At 67.8% G+C, this 26,067-nt stretch carries 2 protein-coding genes; both read left to right on the top strand.

Annotated features, from left to right (window positions below; all coding sequences use genetic code 11):
- Nucleotides 1–721: 721 nt before the first annotated feature.
- Nucleotides 722–25,246: a non-ribosomal peptide synthase/polyketide synthase gene (locus tag ACFW6D_RS11715; protein WP_379327280.1), complete on the top strand. Its 24,525-nt coding sequence runs from the start codon at nucleotides 722–724 to the stop codon at nucleotides 25,244–25,246.
- Nucleotides 25,246–26,016, top strand: coding sequence for an FkbM family methyltransferase (locus ACFW6D_RS11720; protein ID WP_379327282.1), 771 nt, complete (start codon nucleotides 25,246–25,248; stop codon nucleotides 26,014–26,016). The genes ACFW6D_RS11715 and ACFW6D_RS11720 overlap by 1 nt, the downstream gene beginning before the upstream one ends.
- The last annotated feature ends 51 nt before the right edge of the window (nucleotides 26,017–26,067 follow it).

A 26,067-nucleotide genomic window follows, 5' to 3' on the forward strand; every position in this document is an offset into this window, starting at 1 on the left:
TGAATTCTTGATGCCCGCATTGTTGGCGTGTTACATACTGGACGTCTCGTTCAATGGGCTATCGGCGACGTTCAGTATTGTTCGACCGAAAAGTGTGTCCAGCGAATTAGTCAAGCCCCTAGAATTGTCGGGAAATGGCTCGGATATCTGCCCGAGCGACACGCGCGGCATCGGAATGATCAGCACGAATCCCACTCGCCGGATCGATCTCGGCATTTCGTCGAGTGTCGATTGTCGACGTGAGCGAAGTTCTCGTCGATTAGGTCGTTTGATCAGTTCATGCCGAACGATTGCCGAATTGCCATTACACGCGGGGAGTTTGCAGTTCTGAACGGCATGGCCGAAGCTTGATGAAGTGGTTCTGCTATGCCAAAGTGGATGCGCAGAGGCCTAGTTGAGCCGTCAACCTGCACTGTCTGCAAAATCTCAGTTTCGTGTGAAATGTCTGAATTCGCGGTTGACCTGATTTGAATTGTTACTAGGGCGTTCCCTGAAAATCGTATGCCAGCTGTTTGCTGTCAGGCTAATGTCGGTGAGAGGTTTCGGGTAGTAGCCGATTGGGAACCGCACCTCGCGGGCCCTCGAATCGGTGTCTGCCGATGCCGATTTCGGCCCTGAAAAACGACAAGGGGAATACGTATGGCTGTACGGCAGTAATGGGCCCGCATTCAGCGGATGTGGAACTGGTGGAGTCGAAAGCCATGCGAGGGGTCGGGTAATCATGGAGTCTGTCGAAAGCTGTGCCGGTAATCGGGATCTGATCCCGCTTTCGTCCGCGCAATACGGCATGTGGTTCGCGGATAGTGCGCACAGCGGACCGGCGACCAATATCGCGCAGTACGTCGAGATCGAGGGCCCGCTCGACACGGCCCTGTTCAACCGGGCGGTGCACGAAGCGGTCGAGGAGACCGAGTCGTTGATGGTGCGGGTGGTCGAGGTGGAAGGGCGTCCCTACCAGGTCGTCGACCGCGACATCACCTTCAACGAGCTCGTGCTCGATTTCGGTACGCACCCCGATCCGATGGCGGCGGCGCTGGACTGGATGCGCGCCGACTACACGCGCCGGGTCGACATCACCCAGCATCAACTCGCGGTCTCCCGGCTGATCAGGATCGCCGACGACCTGCACCTGTGGTACGCGCGGGCCCATCATCTGATCATCGACGGGTACGGCGCGTTCAATGTGGTGAACCGGGTCGCCGAGCACTACAACGCCCTGTCGGAAGGTCGCCCGCCTGCCCGGCTGGTCGCCGCGCACCTGCGTGATATCGCCGCGGAGGAGCAGACCTACCGCGAGGGTGCGCGTTTCGAATCCGATCGCCGATACTGGCTGGACAAAGTCGCCGACCTGCCCGCGCCCGCAGGCCTTTCCGGCCGTTCGGCGCAGGCCGGGACCGTGGACGAGGTTGCGGCGCGCGAACTTCCGGCTCAGGTGTGCGCACTGCTCGATCGCCGCTCGGCGGAGTTGGACGCGTCGGCCGCGCAGGTCGTCGTGGCGGCGTTCGCGGCCTTTTTCACGCGGATGACCGGCGCCGACGAGGTGGTGCTGTCGGTGCCGATGAGCGCCAGGGTCACCGTGAAGCTGCGCAATGCCGCGGCGATGCTGGCGAATATGGTGCCGATCCGCTTCGCGGTCGACGATGCCACCACGGTCGGGCAGCTGGTTCAGGCCTCGATCAGTGAGCTGGTCTCGGCGCTGCGTCATCAGCGTTACCGCTTCGAGGATCTGCGCCGCGAGTCGGCCGCGATCGACAACTCCGCCAACACTTTCGGGCCCGTCCTCAACATCTTGTTCTTCGACTCCGCGATCCGCCTCGGCGATGCGGTCGGCCGCTACCACGCGCTCACCTCGGGCGCGCTCGAGGACCTGCAGATCAACCTGTACCGGACCGGCCCGGACGCGCCGCTGCTCATCGAGCTGCACGGCAACGAGAATCTGTACAGCCGTAGCGATATCGATGCGCACGCCGACCGGTTCATCGATTTCCTGCACCGCTTCATCGAGGCCGACGCCGACGAGCGCGTGGTGGAACTGCCGCTGATCTCACCGGCGCAAGAGCGCCGGATCATCGACGAGTCGGCGGGCATCGCCGGTGTCGAGCCTGTCGAGACCCTGGTGGATTCGCTGGCGCGACAAACGGATTCGACACCCCTCGCGGACGCTGTCACCGCCGACGGCGAGACGATCACCTATCGCGACCTCGACGAGCGGTCCACCCGGCTCGCCCGACGTTTGATCGGCCGCGGCGCCGGTCCGGGTGCGCTGGTGGCGATCGCGCTGCCGCGTGGCGCCCAGCTGATCGTCGCGATGCTCGCTGTGCTGAAGTCCGGAGCCGCGTATCTGCCGCTGGATATCACCCACCCGCCGGAACGGCTGGAATACGTTGTCGGTCAGGCTGATCCGGCGGTTGTGATCGTCGGGGACGCCGGACTGTCATCGGGTTCGGAGATGCTGGTTCTCGAGCCGGGCGACGACCTCGACGGCGTGGCGGACCCGATCACCGATGACGAGCGCACCGCACCGCTGCGACCCGACGATGCCGCGTACGTCATCTTCACGTCGGGTTCGACGGGACGGCCGAAGGGCGTGGTGATCAGCCACCGGTCGGTCGTCACCTACCTGGCGAATGCGATTGCGGCCCTGGATATTCGGCCCGACGATGTGTGGACCTGGCTGCATTCGGTGGCGTTCGACTACTCGATCTGGGAGGTCTTCGGACCACTCGTCACAGGCGGTCGAGTAGTGGTCGTGGACGCGTTGACCGCGCGCGCCCCCGACGAACTCGTGGGGCTGACCGTCCGTGAGGGCGTCACCGTACTCAGCCACACCCCTTCGGCGTTCTACCAATTCGCCGCGGCTCACCATCGGTATCTCGCGGCCGGTTCGCCCGACGGGAAACTGCGAGTGGTCGTGTTGTCCGGCGAGGGCTTGGATCCGGCCGCGTTGGCACCCTGGTACGCGGACCACCCGGACGGCCCGGTCATCGTGAACAGCTACGGCATCACCGAGACGACGGTGTTCGTGACCCGCGCCGACATGAGCGCCGAGCTGGCGACACCCGGCGCGCCCAGTGTGGTCGGCACGGCACTGCCGGGGCTGCGCACCTACGTGCTCGACCGACGCCTGCGGCCGTCACCGGGGGGCGCATGGGGTGAAATCTATGTCGCGGGAGCGCAATTGGCTCGTGGCTACCTGGGTCAGCCCGCACTGAGCGCGGGCAGGTTCGTCGCGGACCCGTGGGGTGCGCCGGGGGAGCGGATGTACCGCAGCGGGGATGTGGCCCGCCGCAATCACGACGGTGACCTCGAGTACCGCGGCCGCGCGGATCAGCAGGTGCAGTTGCGCGGGTATCGCATCGAACTCGACGAGGTCCGCGCCGCGCTGCTGGCCCATCCGGCGGTGGCCGCTGCCGCTGTGGTGCTCCATCGCGCCGACACCGACGCGGCGCGGCTGGTGGGTTATGTCGTACCGGCAGGCTCGGATGTCGATGTCGATGCCGTTATCGCCCAATCTGGTTCGCTGCTGCCGGAATACATGATCCCGAGCGTCGTGACGGTCGTGGACGCGCTGCCGCTCACGGTCAACGGCAAGCTCGACCTGCGCGCACTGCCCGAACCGTCCGCGGGGTCCGCGGCGCTCTACGTCGCGCCGCGGACCGAGGCCGAGGAGATCGTCGCGCAGGTCTTCGCCGAGGTACTCGGCCTGGAATACGTCGGCGCGTTCGACAGTTTCTTCGAAGTGGGCGGCAACTCGCTCACCGCGGCGGGCGCCGTTGTCCGGGTCGCCGATATCACCGAATGCGAACTGTCGGTGCGTGATCTGTTCGGCAATCCGACGGTGGCCGGGTTCGCCGAGTGTGTCGGGCGGGCCCGGCGCCGGGCGCGGCCCGTACTGACGCCGGTCTCCAGGGACGGCTTGTTGCCGCTGGCTCCCGCCCAGCATCGGATGTGGTTGATCAACCGCGTCGACCCGGAGTCGGCCGCCTACAACATCCCTTTGGTGCTGCGACTGACCGGCCGACTCGACTCGGCCGCACTGCACGCGGCGCTCGGTGACGTGCTCGATCGCCACGAGTCGCTTCGGACCCGCTATCCGGCCCGCGATGGTCATGGCACGCAGGAAATCTGGTCGGCCGAGGCGACCATGGCGGAATTCCCGTGCATCCCAGAAGAAGTTGGTGCGGACCGGCTCGACGACCGGATCCGTGAACTGACCGCCGAGGGCTTCGATGTCTGTGCTCGGCCCCCGCTGCGCGCGGCCGTGCTGAGCACCGGCCCCGACAGTCACGTGCTGGTCCTGGTCCTGCACCACATCTGCTGCGACGGTGTGTCTTTGGCGCCGCTGGCAGTCGACTTCGCCACCGCCTACGCCGCACGGGCACAGGGCAGCGCACCGGATCGGCAGCCCATGAGGGTGCAGTACGCCGACTATGCCGACTGGCACCGTAGCCTGCTCGGCGACGAAAACGATCCCGAGTCCCGCGCCGCTGACCAATTGCACTACTGGACAACTCAATTGGCCGATGCGCCTACCGTGCTCGACCTGCCCGCCGACCGGCCACGCCCGGCCCGTCGGTCGATGCGCGGTGCGGTCGTCGACACGCGGCTGTCCGCGCAGACCTTCACCGGCATCGAACGCCTCGCCCGTGCCGCGGACGTCACCCCGTTCATGGTCGTGCACGCCGCCCTCGCCGTGTTGCTCGCAAGGTTGTCGGGCACCGGCGACATCGTGATCGGCGCCCCACTGGCGGGCCGCGGCGAGCCCGATCTCGCGCCACTGGTCGGCATGTTCGTCAACACCGTGGCGCTGCGCACGCCGGTGCGCGGCGACGAATCGTTCACCGGCTTCCTCGAACGCGTCAAGGACATCGACATCGACGCCTTCGCCCACGGCGACCTGCCCTACGACCGGGTCGTGGAGGAGCTCGATCCGCAGCGATCGACTGCCTTCGCGCCGGTGTGTCAGGTGTATCTGGCGTTCGACAACACCGACCTGCCCAGCTTGGTCCTGCCCGACCTCACGGTGGATGTCCTCGATCCGGGTGCCGAACCCGCGAAGGTGGACCTGGTCGTCACGATCGGTGCGAATGCCGCTGACACTGGCGACGTCGCGCTGCGCATCAACTACGCGACCGACCTGTTCGATCCCGCGACGGTCGAGAACTTGGCAGCGCGGCTGCGCCGGATTCTCGACGCGATGGTGGCGGATCCGTCCACGCCGGTCGGTGACGTGGAACTGCTGTCCGCCGCCGAACATGCTGCGCTGCACCCGGTTCGGGGTGCGGATGCGGTTCCCGGCATCGCGCTGGCGGATCTGCTGGCACGTGGTGTCGCGATCTCACCGGCCGGTCCGGCTGTCGTAGTCGGCTCAGAGCGAATGGACTTCGCGGAGCTGGACGCGATGTCGAATCGGTTCGCCCGGCGGCTGCTCGACGAAGGCGCCCGCCCCGGCGAAGTGGTGGCGATGGTCCTGCCACGTTCGGCCGACTTCGTGGTGGCGGTATGGGCTGTCGCCAAAACAGGTGCCGCCCTGGTGCTCATCGATCCGCGTAACCCGCGCGACCGCGTCCGTTCGATGCTCACCGACAGCTCACCCCGGGTGGTCTTGACCAGCGCCGAGGTCGAGGGCGCGGCGCCCGAGGGACCGTGGTCGCTGCTCGTGGTCGCCGATCCCGTCTCGCGCAGCATCACCGCCGGGTACTCGCCCGCGCCCGTCACCGACACCGACCGTGGCAGGCCGGTGCACCCCGCCGACGTGGCGTACGTGATCTACACATCCGGAACGACCGGTGTGCCGAAGGGCGTCGAGGTCACCAACCAGGGACTCGCGAACTTCGCCGCCGAACAGCAGGATCGCTACGACGTGTCGCCCACTGTGCGCGTGCTGCAGGCCGCGGGTCCGGGATTCGACGCGGTGATGCTGGAAATCCTGCTCGCCCACCCCGGTGGCGCGGCGCTGATCGTGTCGCCGCCCGACGTCTACGCGGGCACCGAACTGGCGGAACTCATTCGGGCGCAAGGGGTTACCCATGCCTTCCTGACGCCGAGCGTCCTCGCTTCGATGTCACCGGAGAACCTCGAATGCCTGCAGGTCCTGGTCTCCGGCGGTGAGGCCCTGACACCAGAACTCGGCGCGATCTGGGCGCCGCGACGTCGGCTGTTCAACGGCTACGGCCCCACCGAGACAACGATCATGGTCGCCATCAGCGACCCGGTGCCCGCGCACGGCCCGATCACCATCGGCGGTCCCATCCGCGGCATCTCGGCGCAGGTTCTCGACGCCCGGCTGCGGCCGGTTCCGGTCGGCGCGGCGGGCGAACTCTACATCGGCGGTGTGCAATTGGCGCGCGGCTACCTCGGCAGGCCCACCGCGACCGCGGCGAGCTTCCTCGCCGACCCCTGCGGCGACGGCACCCGCATGTACCGCACCGGCGACCTGGTCCGATGGACCTCGGAGCACACGCTCCAGTACCTGGGCCGCGCCGACCATCAGGTGAAGATCCGCGGACAGCGCACCGAACTCGGGGAGATCGAGACGGTCCTCGCGCAGGATCCCACCGTGACCCATGCCGTCGTCGTGATCCGCCGCAGCGAAGGCGCGGACCGACTCGTCGGCTATCTGGTCGGTACGGACGTCGACGCCGAGCGGGTCCGCGCCGATGCGCGCCACCGGCTTCCGGCGCACATGGTGCCCGATGTGTGCATGGTGCTCGACCGGATCCCGCTCACCGCGAGCGGCAAGCTCGACCGGAGTGTGCTGCCCGAGCCGGTGTTCCCGCGTGCGGCCGTCGACATCGCGCCGCGCACGCCGACCGAACACGTCGTCGCCGGGGTGTATCGCGATGTGCTCGGCGCATCGAAGGTGAGCGCACTCGACAACTTCTTCGATCTGGGCGGCAACTCGCTCAGCGCGACGAAGGTCGCCGCACGACTGTCGGACGTGCTCGGCACCGATATCGCGGTCCGCGCGCTGTTCGAGACACCGACCGTCGATGCGCTCGCTCGGGAGCTGGATACTGTTGGGCAACAAGGTGATTCGGGTTCCATTCATTGCCGATTGGTTCCGCAGGAACGGCCGGATCGGATCCCGCTCTCTTCCGCGCAGAGCCGCATGTGGTTCCTCAACCAGTTCGACACCGCGTCGGCGGTGTACAACGTGCCCGTCGTCGTGCGCATATCCGGACCACTCGAGGTCGACGTGCTCCGGTCAGCGTTCGCCGATGTGATCGACAGGCACGAGACCCTGCGCACCCGATACCCGGACAGCGACAGCGGACCGTGGCAGGAGATCCTGCCGTTGGACTCGGCGCCGCAGCTCACCTGCGTAGTGGTCGCCGAGGCCGAGATAGCTGATCGGATCGCGCGCGAGACCGCCGTCGGCTTCGACGTGAGCGCCGAGGTGCCGATGCGAATTACGTTGCTGCGCAGCGCGACCGAGGAATGGACCGTGGTGCTGACGGTGCACCACATCGCCATCGACGGGTCCTCGCTCGCGCCATTGGCCGCGGACTTGGCCGTGGCCTACCGCGCCCGGATGGCAGGCGAGCTGCCTGCCTTCGCGCCACTGCCGGTCCAGTACGCCGACTACACGCTGTGGCAACGGCGAAACCTCGGCACGCACGACGAGCCGAGCAGCGTGACCGCCGACCAGATCCGGTACTGGATCGCGGCGCTGGCCGACCTGCCGCAGATACTCGACCTGCCGACCGACCGTCCGCGACCCGCCCAGCAGTCTTACCGGGGCGCGAGCATGTCCGCCACGATTCCCGCCGACCTGCATCGCGACATCATCGCCCTCGCACGTCGCCACGACTCGACCTTGTTCATGGTGACCCATGCCGCGTTCGCGGTCCTGCTGGCGAGGCTGTCGGGCACCGGCGACATCGCGGTCGGTACGCCCGTGGCCGGACGTGGCGAACCCGCGCTCGACCCGCTGATCGGCATGTTCGTCAACACGCTGGTGTTGCGCGTGCAGGTCGATCCCGCGGCACCGTTCACCGAGGTGCTCGACCGGGCCCGCGACTGCGATCTCGGCGCGTTCGACAATGCCGCCATCCCGTTCGAACAGCTGGTGGAGGTGCTCAATCCGCCGCGCAGCACCGCACACGAGCCGCTGACCCAGGTCGGCTTCTCGTTCCAGAACATCGACATCCCGACGCTGCGTCTCGGCGGACTCACGGTGGCGGCCGAACTCGTCGAACCGGGCGTGGCGAAGTACGACCTGCATCTCACCCTGGTCGACACGATCGATTCCAAGGGTACCCCCGGTGACATGCAGGTCGAATTCGGTTATGCGACCGATCTTTTCGACGAAGCCACGATCGCGCCGATCTTCGAGCGGTTCATCGCCATCCTGCGCGGTGTCGTCGCCGATCCCGGCTTGCCGGTGGGTGACCTGCCGCTGCTCAGCCCACGTGAGCTCGACGAACTGGCGCTGCGCGAAACCGGCCCCGATGCTCCGGCGGGTGATGCGACGATCGCCGACCTGTTCGCGGCGCAGGTCGCGGCAACACCGACGCTCGCCGGGGTTGTCGACGCCGTCAGCGGTGCCGAACTCACCTATGACGCCTTCGGTGCCGAGGTGAACGCGCTGGCTCGCGTACTGATCGGCCGTGGCGTCGGGCCGGGAAGTGTTGTGGCAGTGGCGATGCGCCGTTCGGTCGACCTGCTCACCACTGTCTACGCCATCCATGCGGCAGGCGGCGCCTACCTCCCGATCGACCCCGACCACCCGGCGGACCGGTTTCGGGCCGTCCTCACCGCCGCGCGGGCGGACGCTGTGCTGATTCGGGACGACATCGAGATCCCGGCCGAGACGACAGTGTGGCACCTGGCCGACCTCGCTGCCGCCACGATCGATACCTCGCCGATCACCAACGCCGATCGCGTCCGTCCGTTGCGCCCGGATGATCTTGCGTACGTGATCTTCACGTCCGGGTCGACCGGTGTGCCCAAGGGCGTCGCGCTCACCCACGACGCTGTCGTCAACCAACTCCGTTGGCTCACCGGTCATTACGAAGTCGGCTCGTCGGACGTGCTTGTGCTGCGTACCCCGTTCACCTTCGACCTGTCGGTGTGGGAGTTGTTCACCGCCCTCACCTCGGGTGCCACGCTGGTCGTCGCCGGGCCCGACGATCACGCCGACCCCGCCGCGATAACCCGTCTCATCGCCGGCCACCGGGTGACCGTGGTCGATTTCGTACCCTCGCTCCTGTCGGCGTTCCTCGAGTTCGCGACGCCGGGCGATTTGGCTACGGTGCGCCAAGTGCTGTGCATCGGTGAGGCTTTGGACGCCGCGACGGTCCGCCGGTTCCGTGCTGTCAGCGAGGCACGGATCGACAACCTGTACGGCCCGACCGAGGCGGCGGTCAGCGCCACCGACTGGGAGATCGGCGAGCTCGACGGACCCACCGTGCCCATCGGTACTCCAGAGTCGAATGTCGCTGCGCACGTCTTGGATTCGCGGCTACGACCGGTGCCCGCCGGTGTGACGGGCGAGCTGTATCTCGGCGGAGTCCAACTCGCTCGCGGCTACCACGCCCGCCCTGATCTGACGGCTGCGGCATTCGTGGCCGACCCGTACGGCACGGCACCGGGTGCTCGTCTCTACCGCACCGGTGACCTGGCCCGCTGGGACTCGGCGGGCCTGCTTCGCTACGTCGGCCGCCGTGATTCCCAGGTGAAGATTCGCGGCCTGCGCGTCGAACTGGGCGACATCGAAGCCGCGCTGCTTGCCCACGACCGGATCAGCGCCGCGATCGCCAGGGTGCACACCGTCGCAGCCGAGCCGATCATCGTGGCCTACGCAGTCAGCGACGAGGCAATCGACGCCAATGCGCTGCGGACGTTCCTGCTGGGTCGACTGCCCGCGTATATGGTTCCCGCCCAGGTGATTCGGATCGAATCGCTCCCGCTCACCCCCAACGGCAAGATCGACTATCGCGCCCTGCCTGCGCCGGACTCCCGGGCAGGCGTGACCCGCTACCGGGCACCCAGCGGCATCGTCGAGGAAACCATCGCGGGTGTGATCGGCGACCTGGTCCACACGCCGTGGGTCGGCGTCGACGACAACTTCTTCACCCTCGGCGGAAATTCGCTGCTGGCGACCCGGGCGCTGAGCCGCATCGGCGAAGTGCTCGGCGTAACGATCCCCGTGCGCGCCGTCTTCGAAGCCCCGACGGTGGGGGAGTTGGCACGGTGGGTCGAGCGTTCGCGCGCCGGCGGCGATATCGCGGGCCCGGTGGCGGGGCCGCGACCCGAGCGGATTCCGCTCTCGCCCGCGCAGAGCCGGATGTGGTTGCTCAACCAGCTCGACCCCGAGTCGGCGAGTTATGTTGTGCCGCTGTCGATCAGCCTGGACGGCGAACTCGACTTCGAGGCGGTGACGGCCGCGCTGCGCGATGTCGTCGATCGGCACGAGATCCTGCGCACCACCTATCCGGCCCACGACGGCACCCCCGAACAGGTGGTGCTGACCGCCGAGGAAGTGGTCGCGTCCTGGGATCTCACCGTGCACTCGGTGTCGGCGGACGACTTGATTCCACGGCTGACCCAGTTCTTCGGCACCGGATTCGACGTCTCGGTGGGAGCCCCGCTGCGGGTGGCCCTGTTCCGCCTCACCGACACGGCGCACGCACTGGCACTGTCGGTTCATCACATCAATTGCGACGGCTACTCGGTGGCACCCCTTGCCGCCGACATCATCGAGGCCTACCGCGCCCGCCGCGCCGGTGCGGCACCCGAATGGGCTCCGCTGCCAGTGCAATTCGCGGACTACGCCCTGTGGCAGCGCGAACTGCTCGCCACGCCCGACTCCGCCCCGAGCCGCGACCTGCTGTACTGGCGCACCCAACTCGCCGGGATCCCGGATGTCCTCGCACTGCCCACCGACCGCCCACGCCCACTCGAACAGTCCCACCGCGGCGCGACTGTGCACACGGCGGTCCCCGCGGAGATCGCCGAAGCGGTGGCGCGACTGGCCGGTCGCCACGGCGTGACCCCGTTCATGGTGGTCCACACAGCCTTGGCCGTCCTGCTCGCGCAACTGTCCGGCAGCGACGACATCGCCATCGGCATCCCGTACGCGGGCCGCGGCGACCGGTCACTGGACCGCCTCGTCGGCATGTTCGTCAACACCCTCGTCCTGCGCACGCGTGTCCGCCCCGGACAGCGGTTCGACGACCTGATCGAACTGACAAGGCGCACCGACATCGAAGCGTTCGACCATGCCGCCGTCCCGTTCGAACAGCTGGTGGACGTGCTGAATCCGGCCCGCTCGACGGCACATTCGCCGCTGTTCCAGGTGATGCTCGTCTACCAGAACATGCCGCCTGCCCAGCTCGCGCTCGACGGGCTCGATATCGGCAGCATCGATGTCGGCGCCGACGCCGCGATCTGCGACCTGCTGCTCATGGTCACCGAGGATCGCGGCCCGAACAACGAGATCGTAGGCATGAACCTGCGCTTTACCTACGCCACCGACCTGTTCGACGACGACACCGTGACCACGTTCGCTGATCGCCTGGTGCGGTTGCTAGCGGAAGTGTCCGCCGACCCGGCCCGGCCGGTCGGTGAAATCGAATTGCTGGCGACCGACGAGCGCGAACAAATCCTGGAGCAGTGGAACGACACCCGATTCGAGATCCGGCCCAGCCTGTTGCTGGACGGCTTCCGTGCCGCAGTCGCCGAGCATCCTGAGGCAGTCGCGTTGTCTTACGAAGGCACCGAATTGACCTACCGAGGGCTCGATGAGCGGGTGAACCGCCTCGCCCGTGCCCTTGTGCAGGGTGGGGTCGGTGCGGAGTCGCTGGTCGGGCTGGCGGTACGCAGGTCGCTGGATCTAGTTGTCGGTATGTACGCGATCATCACCGCGGGCGGCGCATATGTGCCACTGGACCCGGATCACCCAGCCGAGCGGATCGCCCATATTCTCGAGACGGCGCGGCCGGTGTGTGTACTCACCACATCTGTCGACGCTTTTGAGGTGCCCGCGGTCGACGCTGGCGATCCCGATGTCGAAGCGTGGCACTCTGCCGGGCTTGCCGCCAGCAGCAAGATCGCGACGCCGGTGATAGTGATGGACGCCATCGCGCTGGGGGGCTACTCTGCGGCGCCGCTAACCGAAGCCGAGCTGATTCGCCCGGTTCGGCCGCAGCACCCGGCCTACGTCATCTTCACCTCGGGCTCCACCGGCCGCCCGAAGGGGGTCGCGGTGTCGCACAAGGCGATCGTCAACCAGATCGCCTGGATGCTCGCGGAGTTTCCACTCGGTCCGGGTGACGTGTACTTGCAGAAGACCGCGGCTACGTTCGACGTCTCGCTGTGGGGCTACTTCATGCCGTTGTACAGCGGTGCGAAGCTCGTGGTCGCCAATCACGAAGGGCATCGGGATCCGGCTTACATCGCCGAAACAATCAATACGCAAGCGGTTACGGTCACGGACTTTGTGCCGTCGATGCTTTCGGTATTCGCCGCGCTCTCCACACCGGGAGCCATCCCGACACTGCGAGTCGCTCTCGTCGCGGGCGAGGAACTTCCGGAGGAAACAGTCGCCGCGTTCCGTCGAATCTCGGACGCACAGGTGCACAACTTATACGGCCCAACCGAGGCAGCCGTCACCGTGACTCACTGGTCTGCCGGCGAGCCTCACCGCGGCGCGGTTCCGATCGGCGTGCCGGAGTGGAACTCACTTGTCTACGTACTGAATTCGCGGCTATTGCCAGTGCCTGGCGGGGTGGTCGGCGAGCTGTATCTGGCAGGCGACCAATTGGCGCGTGGGTACGTTGGCCGGTCGGATCTGACCGCAGAACGGTTCGTTGCCAATCCATACAAGCCAGGTGAACGGATGTATCGCACCGGTGACCTGGTCCGCTGGACACGCACCGGTGCTCTGGATTACGTCGGCCGCAGTGACTTCCAGGTCAAATACCATGGTCAGCGTGTCGAACCCGGCGATATCGAAGCCGCGATGCACTCGATCGACACGGTGGCCCGCGCGGTCGCCGTCGTCACCGAGGACCGGATCACTGGCTACGTCACGCCGGTGGCGGGCGCGGCGCTCGACGGAGCGGAGATCCGCCGCAAGCTTGCCCGGCTGCTGCCGTCCTACCTGGTTCCCGGCGCGGTCGTGGTACTCGACGCGTTGCCGCTCAACGCCAACGGCAAACTCGATCGTGCCGCGCTGCCCTGCCCGGACTTCGACGACGCGGACGAGTTCGTTGCCCCACGCACGGACCGGGAAGCGGTGCTCGCCAAGATCGTCGCCGAGATCGTCGGCGCCGACCGGATCAGCGTCGCTGCCGACCTGTTCGACATCGGCGTCAACTCGCTCACGGCCGCCCAGATCGCGGCCCGCGCCGAAGCCGCCCTCCAGGTGCGCGTCGGGGTCCGCGACATCTTCGAAGCCCTCACCGTCAGCGCGTTGGCCGAGCGGATCGCCGTGCGTGATCGATACGCGGGCGTGCCGCTCGTTCGGCGCACCGACCTCGTCGAAATCCCCCTCGCCGCGGCGCAACGGCGCATCTGGATCCTCAACCAGCTCGACCCGACCTCCGGTGCCTACAACATCGGCTTCGCGGCCAGACTGACCGGACCACTGGACGTGGCGGCGCTGCGGGCGGCGATGGTCGATGTCGTCACCCGCCACGAAACCCTGCGCACCGTTTACCCCGCGGTGGACGGGCAACCGCGTCAGCTGGTCCAGGACAGCACGGTCGGCGCCGATATCGAACTAGCCGCCCTCGACGATCCGGCACAGCTGGCAGACCGCCTGCTCGCGACGGTAGAAGCGGGCTTCGACATCGCGACGAGCACACCGGTTCGCGCACGGCTCTATCGCACCGGCACCGAAGAACACGTATTGGTCCTGGTGGTACACCACATCGCCGCGGATGGTGCGTCGATGGCACCGCTGTCCCGAGATGTGTTCGCCGCCTACCGATCTCGTCGAACAGGCACGACACCGGTGTGGCCCGCACTGCCCGTAGACTATGCCGACTACGCGGTCTGGCAGCGTGAACTACTCGGCGCTGAGGACGACCCCGCATCCATGTCCGGCCGCCAAATCGCCTACTGGCAGCGGATTCTCGCCGACGCGCCCGAGCTGCTCGCACTCCCGACCGATCGCCCGCGCCCTGCGGTGCTGACCATGGATGGCGGCCGCGTCGGCTTTGCCATCGAGCCGCGACTGCACGACGCTGTCGTCGAACTCGCCCGCCGCGAAGGTGTTTCGGTGTTCATGGTCCTGCACGCGGCGCTGGCGATCCTGCTCTCGCGCACCGCGCACAGCGACGACATCGCCATCGGCACCCCTGTGAGCGGTCGTGGTCGCCCCGAACTCGACGATCTGGTCGGCATGTTCGTCAACACGGTGGTGTTGCGGACCCGGATCGAGGAGCAACTGTCGTTCCGTGAGTTCCTGGCGGAAGTGCGCGGCACGGACCTGGAAGGGCTCGCGCACGCGGACGTCCCGTTCGAGCGGCTCGTCGAGGTACTCGACCGGCAGAGCTCGACCGCGTATTCGCCGCTCTATCAGGTGATGCTCGGCTTCCGTAATGCCGACCCGACGCGCTTCGTCCTCGATGACATCCGCGTCGATGTTCTCGATCCCGGTGTGGCACAGGCCAAAACGGATCTCACGTTCCTGCTGAACGAACGTGCCGACGGCGCGGGTATCGACGGCGAGCTCGTCTACGCCACCGACCTGTTCACCGAGGCCACCGCGACCCGCTTCGCCGACCGCCTGTTGCGCGTCCTCGAGACGATCACCACGCGCCCGGACACGCCGATCGAGACCATCGACCTACTGAGCCGGGAAGAAGCCACGCAACTGGTCCCCGCCGGACGCGAGAGCGCGGTGGTGCCGAAAACTTTGCCCGCCTTGCTCACCGTCGCTGCCGCCGACCCGATGGCGACGGCCCTGATCGGCGATGACGAAACCCTGACCTATGGCGAGCTCGACCGCCGGTCCGACCGGCTGGCGGCGCGGTTGTCGCGGGCCGGGGCCGCACCGGGAACCTTTGTCGCACTGGCTGTTCCGCGGTCACTGGCCTTCCACGTGGCGCTGTGGGCGATCACGAAAAGCGGTGCCGCGTTCATGCCGATGGATCTGCGCTACCCCGCTGACCGGCTCGCCCATATGGTCGAGGACTCGGGGGTCACGCTCGGCGTGACACTGAGCGCGGCCCGGGCGACATTGCCGGACACGGTCGACTGGGTGTGTCTCGACAACGACCAGTTGCTCGACGAAATGCCCACCGCGGAAGTGCCTTTCCCGTCGGCGCGCCTCGACGACGCCGCCTACCTGGTGTACACCTCCGGCTCGACCGGCAAGCCGAAGGGTGTTGTCGTCACACACGTGGGCTTGTCGGCCTTCGCGGCGGAGAAGCACCAGCACTATCAGGTGGACCGGAATTCGCGGGTGATGCAGGTCGCCGCGCCCGCGTTCGACGCGGTGATCATGGAATCGCTGATGGCCTACGCGGCCGGCGCCACCCTGGTCGTCTCGCCCGCCGACGTCTTCGCCGGCGCGGAGCTGACAGAACTGATTCGCACACAACAGGTTTCGCACGCATTCCTGACACCCAGCGTGCTCTCGACCCTGCGCCCCGATGGCCTGGACGCGCTCGAGATGCTGACCGTCGGCGGCGAAGCGGTGTCCGCCGAACTCGTCGCCACGTGGGCGCCGGGCCGCCGCTTCCACAATGTGTACGGGCCCACCGAGGCCACCGTCGCAGTGAGCGTCAGCGACGAGTTGCAGCCCGGCGACCCCATCGCCATCGGTGCGCCGATCCGCGGCGTGTACGCCGCCGTGCTCGACAGCCGGTTGCGGCCGGTGCCGGTCGGTGTGGTCGGTGAGCTGCATCTGTCAGGCAATGCGCTGGCCCGTGGGTACCTGAATCGACCGGGAGCGACTGCGGGTGCGTTCGTCGCCAATCCCTACGGCGACCGGGGCACCCGGATGTACCGCACCGGCGATTTGGTGCGATGGACCGCCGAGCACACCATCGAGTACGTGGGTCGCGCGGACTTCCAGGTCAAGATCCGTGGTCAGCGTGTGGAACTCGGCGAGATCGACGCCGCGCTGGTCGCCTGCCCGGACGTCGCCTCGGCGGTCACCGTGAGCAGGCGCGGTCACGCCGGGCAACCGATGCTGGCCGCCTACCTCGTGCCCGACGACGGTGCGACGATCGACACCACCGCGATCCGCGACCGGATCGCCGGTGCGCTGCCCGAACACATGGTGCCCGCCGTGATCACGGTCATCGACGAGATGCCGGTCTCGTCGACCGGCAAGGTGAACCGGCGCGCACTACCCGAACCTGTTGCCGAGACGCCGGATTCAGCGCTGCGCACCGCGTCGACGGCGTTGGAATCGACCATCGCGAGGGTCTTCGCCGAGGTGCTCGGCATGAGCTCGGTGGGCGCCGACGAGTCGTTCTTCTCCCTGGGCGGCGACTCGATCATGTCGATCCAGCTGGCATCGCGATTGAAGACCGCCGGTGTGGTGGTGACGGCACGAGACATCTTCGAGCACAGGACAGTTCGCGGACTGGCCGTTGTCGCCGAGGAGGCGGGACGCGTAACCCTCGACGAACTGCCCGGCGGTGGCATCGGGGCGGTGGCTCGGACATCGATCGTGTCCTGGTACCTGGATCGCCCCGCCGGTGACCGGTTCGCGCAGTCGCTGTTGGTCGAGTTGCCGGGCGACGCACGGCCTGCCGATGTGGTCGCCACGGTCCGAGCTGTGCTGGATCGGCACGACATGCTGCGTGTGCGGGTCGCGCGTCCCGATGTGGCCCCCGGGGCGAGGTTCGGTGCAAACGGATCGTCCGCCGCGGGCGACCTCTCGGCGCGACCGTACCTCGACGACTTGGATGGGTCGTCGCAGGAACTCGATGACTTCGGTTCGCGGCCGGCGGATTCGATGGGTGCCGACGATGCTACGGATGCGGCGGGTTCCCAGTACCTCGAGGCGTTGCCGCCCGGCGCGATCGACGCCGAGCGCGTGGTGTCGGTGCGCACATTCGGGACTGAAAGTGCACCCGGCAGTGCAGGATTCGCGTCGCTGATCGAGGAATCCTTGGAAGAAGCATCGGCCGCGCTGAACCCGGCGGCTGCCACGATGGTGCAGGTCGTCTGCCTGCTGCCGGAGCCCGGCGTGGTGTCGCGGGGTCGCGCGCTGATCGTGATCCACCACCTGGTGGTCGACGGTGTCTCCTGGCGCATTCTGATCCCCGACTTCGTGGCCGCGTGGCAGCAGGTCAGCGAGGGGCGAACGGTCGAACTGCCCGAGGTCGGCACGTCGATGCGCCGGTGGGCGGCGGCCGTGTCGACCGCCGCCGACAGCCGGGCCGACGAGCTCGCACTGTGGCAACGGATGGGGTCGCGCTCGGAGCCGCTGCTCGGGCGCGAACCGCTCGACCCCGCCGTCGACGTGCACGCCACCGTCGAACGGCTGACCGTGACGTTGCCCGTCGACCTGACGACCGCGCTGCTCGGTGCGGTGCCGCGAGCCGCACATGCGACCACCGACGACGCTCTGCTCGCGAGTCTCGTACTGGCACTCGGCCGTTGGCATGCGCGTCGCGGAATCACCCACTCCGGTGCGCGCATTCTGCTCGAAAGCCACGGCCGCGAAGAACAACTCGCACCCGGCGCCGATCTGTCCCGCACCGTGGGCTGGTTCACCAGCGCGTACCCGGTCGACCTCGACCTCGACGACACCGATCCGCGTGCGGCCGTGAAGGCTGTCAAGGAACAACTGCGGGCCGTGCCGGACAAGGGCATCGGCTACGGCATGCTGCGATACCTGAACCCGGAGACCGCCGACCAACTGGCCGCGCTGCCCGCACCGCAGATCAGTTTCAACAACCTCGGCCGGGCGGGCGTCGACCTCTCCGCACTGTCCGGGATCGCCTGGATTCCCGCCGACGAGGAATTCGACCACCAGGGCTCCTTCGATCCGGACATGCCCGCAGCCGCCACGTTGACCGTCGACACCACCATCATCGACACCCCCACCGGTCCGACCCTCGCCGCGCAGATCGGTTACGCTGCACGACTTCTCGACGGTGAGGACGTCCGCGAACTCCTCGACGAGTGGACGTCTGCTTTGGTGGAGATCGCGGAAGCCGCCGCACAAGACGAGGACTGGGGGCTGTCACCATCCGATACCCCGCTGGTCGCACTGACCCAGCAGGACCTCGACAACTTCACCGAACGCTACGGACCGATCGAGGCAGTCTGGCCGATGGCACCGTTGCAGGCGGGTCTGCTGTTCCACGCCGAACTCGCGGCAGGCGAACTCGACGTCTACACCGCGCAATCCGAGATGACCCTGACCGGCCCGCTCGACGAGGCACGTCTGCGCCAGGCCGCGGCCGACCTGCTGCAACGGCATCCGAACCTGCGGGCGGCATTCACCCGGACGCTCGATGGTGTTCTCGCACAGGTCGTTCCGGTAGACCCCCCGCTGCACTGGCGCAGCGTCGAGGCTTCGGAGTCGGCACTGCCGGGAATCCTCGCGGCCGAACGCGAGATGGCGTTCGACCCCGCGGATCCGCCCCTCGTGCGTTTCGTCCTCGCGGCTGTCGCACCCACCGAATACCGGCTGATCCTGACCGCACACCACCTGCTGCTCGACGGCTGGTCGCTACCGCTGCTGCTGCGCGACCTGGTCGGGCTGTACGCGGCGGGCGCCGACGCGGGCCTGCTGCCGCCCGCACCGTCCTACGGCGACTACCTGAGCTGGCTCGACCAGCGCGACACCACTGCCGGTCTCGGAATCTGGCGCGACACCATGGCGGGCTTCACCGAACCCACGCTGATCGCCGAGACCGTCGGCGAGGCCACCGTCGAGGTGCCGACCGACCTGAGCATCGACCTCGACGACGCCACCACCACCGCCCTGACCGAACTCGCCCGCACCTGCGGTGTCACGATGTCGACCATCGTGCAGTTCGCCTGGGCGACGGTCCTGGCCAACCAGCTCGGTCGCGACCGGATCGTGTTCGGCGAGACCGTCTCCGGCAGGCCGGCCGAGGTGCCGGGCGTGGAGTCGATGATCGGGTTGTTCATCAACACGCTGCCGGTCCCCGTCCGTGTCCGTGGCGACCGGACCATCGTGGCCGCGCTGGAACAGTTGCAGGCCGACAAGACCCGGCTGCTCGACCATCACCACATCGAACTGTCCGCCGTCATGGCTGCTGTCGGTGGCGGGCAACTCTTCGACACCCTGGTGGCCTACGAGTCCTATCCGGTGGACAGCAGCGGGCTAGGCGACGCCGAGATCGACGGGGTGCGGGTGACCGAGGTGGTCGGCACCGATGCCGCGCACTATCCGATCACCGTGCAGGCCCACCACACCGACACCCTGCACATTCGAGTGCGCTATCAGGCAGCCCGCGTCGACGCTGTGACTGCCACCGGGCTGGCGGATCGGATCGAGCGCGTCCTGCGCGCCATCGTCAACGACCCGTCGATGCGTGTCGGTGACGTCGACCTGCTGTCCGGCGCGGAGCGCGCGGCGCTGGTCCCGGCCAGGGGTGCGGAGCGGGTGGCACCCGAGGCGTTGACGGGTCTGTTGCGGCGCGGCGTGACCGAGCGGCCCGACGGTGTGGCGGTGATCTGCGGGTCCGAAACGGTGAGCTTCGCCGAATTGGACACGCGGGCACATCGATTGGCGCACTGGCTGATCGCGCACGGCGTCGACACCGGCGACACCGTCGGCGTGGTCATGCCGCGCTCGACCGCGCTGATCACCACCCTGTGGGCGCTGGCCGAGGTCGGCGCCGCCGCTGCGCTGCTCGACCCGCGTAACCCAGGGGAGCGGCTGGCGGTCATGCTGTCCGACAGCGATGCCCGTGTCGTATTGACCGTCGCGGACGTGAGTGCTGGTGTGCCGGAAGGGGAGTGGGAACGCCTGGTTGTCGACGAACCGGCAGCGGTGCGGCAGATCGCGAACCAGCCGGGCGACGCGATGCGACGGACGGTCCGCGACACCGACCTCGCCTACGTCATCTACACCTCCGGCACCACCGGCACCCCGAAGGGCGTCGCAGTCACCCAGGCCGGACTGGCGAATTTCGCCGCCGAGCAACGGGATCGATACGACGTCACACCGGATTCGCGGGTGCTGCAGTGTGCCGCACCGGGATTCGACGCCGTCGTGCTCGAAGTCCTGATGGCACACCCGCACGGTGCCACGCTGGTCGTCTCGTCGCCCGACACCTACGCGGGCACAGAGCTGGCCGACATCATCCGCGACCAGGCCGTCACCCACGCCTTCCTCACCCCGACCGTGCTCGCGACCATGACACCCGACGGGCTCGACAGCCTGGCGGTCCTGGTCGCCGGTGGTGAGGCAGTACCGGCCGAACTCGCCGCCCTCTGGGCGCCGGGCCGCCGACTGTTCAACGGCTACGGGCCCACCGAGACCACGATCATGGTCGCCATCAGCGACCCGCTGACCCCGTCCGAACCCATCACGCTGGGCGGTCCGATTCGCGGAACCACCGCGGTGGTGCTGGATTCGCAGTTGCGGCCCGTGCCCGTCGGGGTGACCGGCGAACTGTATGTCAGCGGCATTCAGCTGGCGCGCGGCTACCTCGGCCGTCCCGGCACCACCGCCGCGAACTTCCTCGCCAACCCCTACGACTCGGGTACCCGCATGTACCGCACGGGTGACCGGGCGCGTTGGACCGCCGACCACACGCTCGACTACGTCGGGCGCACCGACCACCAGGTCAAGATCCGTGGCCAGCGCATCGAGCTCGGCGAGATCGAGGCCGTGCTCGCCGAGCACCCCGCCGTGACCCACGCGGTGGCGCTGCTGCGGGCCGACGACAACGGCACCGAGCGCCTGGTCGGCTACCTCCTCGGCGACACGATCGACCCCGAGCAGGTTCGGGCAGCGGCCCGCCGCCGGCTCCCCGCCCACATGGTTCCCGACATCTGTGTTGTGCTGCAGCAGCTTCCACTGACCACCACCGGAAAACTCGACCGCGCCGCACTGCCGACACCGGCCTTCGCCGTCACCGGGTACCTGGCACCGAGCGATCCCACCGAGCAACTCGTCGCCGATATCTGTGCCGAAGTCCTCGACGTGCCCCGAGTCGGCATGCGCGACAACTTCTTCGACCTCGGCGGCAATTCACTGACGGCGACGAGATTGACCGCACGGTTGAGCTCGGCACTCGGCATCCGGGTCGCACTGCGCGACCTCTTCGACAATCCGACGATGGCTGATCTCGCCGCCCGGCTCACCGGCCGCGACCAGGTCGAACGTCCGGCGCTGACCAGGCGAGCCGGCAACGGCCCGGTACCGCTGTCGCCCGCACAGCAGCGCATGTGGTTTCTCAACCAGCTCGACGCCTCGGTCGGTGCCTACAACGTGCCGCTGGTGATCCGGCTGACCGGCGAACTGGATACCTCCGCGCTGCGTACCGCCTGCGCGATGGTGATCGACCGTCACGAATCGCTGCGCACGAAATTCCCTGTGGTCGACGGTGTTCCGCAGCAGGTGGTCGTCTCCGCCGACGAGGTGGTACCCGATCTGATCCCGGTCCCCACCGAGGAATCGGTGCTGCCGAAGGCCGCCGCGGCGGTGCTGTCGGCCAGCTTCCAGGTCACCGAGGCGCCGCCGGTGCGGGCCGAACTGTTCGAACTCGGCCCCGACGATCACATGCTGGTGATCGCGGTGCACCACATCTGCGCCGACGGCCTCTCGATGATCCCCCTCGCCCGCGACGTCGCGGCCGCCTATCACGCCGTGAGTACCGCGAGCGAGCCCGTATGGCCGCCGCTGACGGTCCAATACCCCGATTACGCACTGTGGCAACATGATCTGCTCGGTGACGAGCACGATCGCGAGTCGCTGCTGTCGCGTCAGCTCGACTACTGGCGCGAAGCCCTCGCCGGGCTGCCGGAACTCCTCGAACTACCCACCGATCTGCCCCGTCCGCCGGTGGCGTCGATGCGCGGCCGGATCGTCGACTTCACCATCGAGCCACGGTTGCAGGAACGGATCGGCGCGGTCGCACGGGCCGCGGGCGCGACGCCGTTCATGGTCGCCCATGCCGCGCTGACCGTCCTGCTCGCGCGGCTGGCAGGCACCAGCGATGTCGCGGTCGGCACCCCGGTGTCCGGGCGCGGGGAACGCGAACTCGATGACCTGATCGGCATGTTCGTCAACACCGTCGTCCTGCGGACAGCGGTCCCCGACGACAAACCGTTCGACGCGCTGCTGGCCGATGTCATGGCCGCCGACCTCGCGGCACTCGCGCACGTGGAGGTCTCCTTCGAACAGGTCGTCGAGGCACTGAACCCGCCGCGGTCGACCGCGCACCTGCCGCTCTACCAGGTCACCATCGACTACCAGAATCTCGATCAGGTGGTTCTCGAACTGCCCGGGATCACGGTGCAACCGGTCGAGGACTACGTCGAACAGGCGCAGTCGGACCTCAACGTGAAGCTGGTCGAGCGGTTCGACGCCGAGGGCAATCCGCTGGGCACGGTGGGCCGATTGACCTACGCCACCGATCTGTTCGTCGAAGAGTCGATGGAGCGGTTCGCACGCTGGTACCTGCGGATTCTCGAGTCTGTGACGGCCGACCCGCGGGCCGTCGTCGGTGACATCGAGTTCATGGAACCGCAGCAGCGTCACGAGGTGCTCGAGGTGGCCGGTGTTGCGGGAGCGCGGGTCCCCGAGGAGACGCTCGGGGGACTGTTCGCGCGGCAGGTCGAGGCCACCCCCGACGCGGTCGCGGTGACCGATGGGGCGACAGTTCTCACCTACGGAGAACTGGCTCTCCGTGCCAAGAGTGTTGCGGCCCAACTGATTGCGTCCGGCGCCGGGCCTGAGACCTTGGTGGCCGTCGCATTGCCGCGCTCGGCTGATCTGGTGGTCGGATTGCTGGCGGTGGTCATGTCGGGTGCGGGCTATCTGCCCCTGGATGTGGCGTATCCGGCCGAGCGACTCCGCTTCGTGCTCGACGACGCTCGACCGGTGGCCATGCTGACAACTTCGGCGATGACATCGGAGGTGCCCGAGTTCGACGGTCCGACAATCTATTTGGATGAAGCCACCGTCGAGAGCGGCCAGCGTAGTGCCGCGCTGCCGGACAACATCGCCTACATGATCTACACCTCGGGCTCCACCGGACGGCCGAAGGGTGTCACTGTCACCCACCGCGACGTGGTCACCCTGCTCACCAACACCGCCGAGAAATTCGATGTGGGACCCGACGATGTCTGGACGCTGTTCCATTCCTACGCTTTCGATTTCGCGGTCTGGGAGATGTGGGGTGCGCTGCTCTCGGGCGGGCGCCTGGTGGTCGTCGACTACGACACCACCCGCACCCCCGACGCCTTCGTCGACCTCGTCGCACGCGAACAGGTCACCGTGCTGAGCCAAACCCCTTCGGCGTTCTATGGATTCGTCGAAGCCGAACGCCGCCACCGCGCCGACGATCTCGCCCTGCGCTACATCGTGTTCGGCGGCGAAGCACTCGACCCGTCCCGGTTGACCGGGTGGTTCCTCGCGCACCCGGCAGGCACACCGCGCCTGGTGAACATGTACGGCATCACCGAAACCACGGTGCACATCAGCTACGCCGAAGTCGATCAGGCAGGAGCCGGCGGGATCGGACGCGCACTGCCCGGCACCGCGGTCTACGTGCTCGACGGCCGGTTGCGGCCGGTGCCGGTCGGCGTCGCAGGCGACCTCTATGTCGGCGGTGGACAGCTCTCGCGCGGCTACCACGGTGCGGGCGCGCTCACCTCGGGCCGATTCGTGGCCGACCCGTTCGGCGCGCCGGGTAGCCGCCTGTACCGGACCGGTGACGTCGGACGGTGGCGCCGTAGCGGGCACGGACTGGAACTGGACTACCTCGGCCGTGCCGACGCACAGATCCAATTGCGTGGCTTCCGTATCGAATTGGGTGAGGTGGAGTCGGCGCTGCTCGGCCATCCCGGCGTCGCCCAGGCGGCCGCCGCGGTACACCGCCACGCCAAGGACGTTGACCAGCTGATCGGTTACGTCGTCCCCGTCGACGGTGGCGAACTCGACCCGGCGCAGGTGCGCGGCACCGCCGCCGAACTACTCACCGGGTACATGGTGCCCTCGGCCATCGTGGTGCTGCCCGAGCTGCCGGTGACAGTGAACGGCAAGCTCGATCGAAAGGCTTTGCCCGCGCCCGACTTCGAACGCGACGCAGACGAATACGACGCGCCGCGAACACCTTCCGAGGTCGCGATCGCCGAGGTCTTCGCGAGCACCCTCAACGTGCCAAGGGTCGGCGCCGGTGACGGGTTCTTCGACCTGGGCGGCAATTCACTCCTGGCAACCATGGCGGTCGCCGAACTCCACAACCGCGGTATCCCACTCGAACTGCCGTGGATGTTCGACGACGCGACGCCACGGGCACTGGCCCGCCGGGTCGACGAGTCCGAGGCCGGATCGGGCATGCAGGTGCTGCTGCCCCTGCGCCCCACCGGCGACGCCGCGCCGCTGTTCGCGATCCACCCGGCGGGCGGGCTGGCCTGGTTCTACGGCGGACTCGTCGGCCATCTGCGCGGTGACCGGCCGGTATTCGGCCTGCAGGACCCGCACGTCGTTGCCGACGAACCCGCCGCCACCTCGATCGACGAGCTCGCACTCCGCTACGTCGACGAGATCCGCCGCACCCAGCCCAGCGGGCCGTATCACCTGCTCGGCTGGTCGCTGGGCGGCGAGATCGCGCACGCGGTGGCGACGCAACTGCAGGAACGTGGCGAACAAGTCGCGCTGCTGGCGATGATGGACAGTGCGGCCGGTGAACCACCGATCACCCCCGACACCGGATCCGCGCCGGGCGAGCTGATGGCCGATCTGCTCGGCGGCTGGCGGGAACTGTTCGACCTCGGCGATGCCGTCACCGCGAGCACCACCGAGCAGGCCTGGCAGGTGGTCCGCGATCAGATCACCGGCACCGGCCTGTTCGGCGCCGACCAGATCGACCGGGTGATGGAAAGCTTCGCCACCGCAGGCGAACTCGCCGACGATTACCAGCCGCGCGCCTTCGACGGTGACCTGATCTTCTTCACCGCGGGCAAGGACCGTGACGACACCGATGCCATCGCCCAGACGTGGCAACCGCACATCACCGGCCGGATCCACAACACTGTGCTCGACGCCCGCCATCTCGAACTGACCCACCCGTCCGCGCTGGCCGTGATCGGCCCGATCCTCGAAGGATTCATGAACTGATGACTCAGCAGCAACTGCGCCTCGACGACGGCCGCACCGTCACCTGCACCAGCCCCGCCGAAGCACGCATGCTCTGGAACGAGATGATCGCCGACGGGTACTACCGCCAGGCCGCGGCGACCTTGCGGCCCGGCGATCTCGCCGTCGACATCGGCGCCAATATCGGCCTCAGCGCGATGATGTTCGCCGAAACCCATCCCGGAGTCCGGGTGATCGCGGCCGAACCTGCGCCCGCCACCTACGACTGCCTGCACCGAAACATGTCCGCGCACGTACCCGGCGGAGTCGCACTCGAAGTCGCGGTGGGCGCGGCGCCCGGGGTGCTGCCGTTCACGTGGTACCCCCGTGCCACCGCGAACTCGAGCCTCTACGCCGATCGCGAAGCCGACGACGACGCGACGAAAACCTTCCTGCGCAACAGCGGCCTACCCGACGACGCCATCACCCTCATCACCCGCGGCCTGCACGACGGCGAACAGATCGACGTCGAGGTCACCACGGTGTCGGCGATCCTGGCCCAGCAGGACCCCACCGCCGAGATCGGTGTCCTGAAGATCGACGTCGAACGCGCCGAATTCGATGTCCTGCTCGGCATCACCGAATCCGACTGGTCCCGCATCCGCTCCGTCGTCGCCGAGGTCCATGACCGCGATGGTCGCCTCGCCGAATTCTGCGAACTCCTCAACCGCCACGGCCTCACCCCACACACCCGCCAGGACCCGTCCCTGGCAGGCACCGAACTGCACGAGGTCTATGCCGTCCGGGCATGATCGGGCAGCCGTGCACCGACGTCGTGCCGCCCACGCTGTGTGGGCAGGCGC

Origin of the sequence: Nocardia sp. NPDC058705 (genome assembly GCF_042749305.1) — a bacterium.
In the GTDB taxonomy this organism is placed as follows: Bacteria; Actinomycetota; Actinomycetes; order Mycobacteriales; family Mycobacteriaceae; genus Nocardia.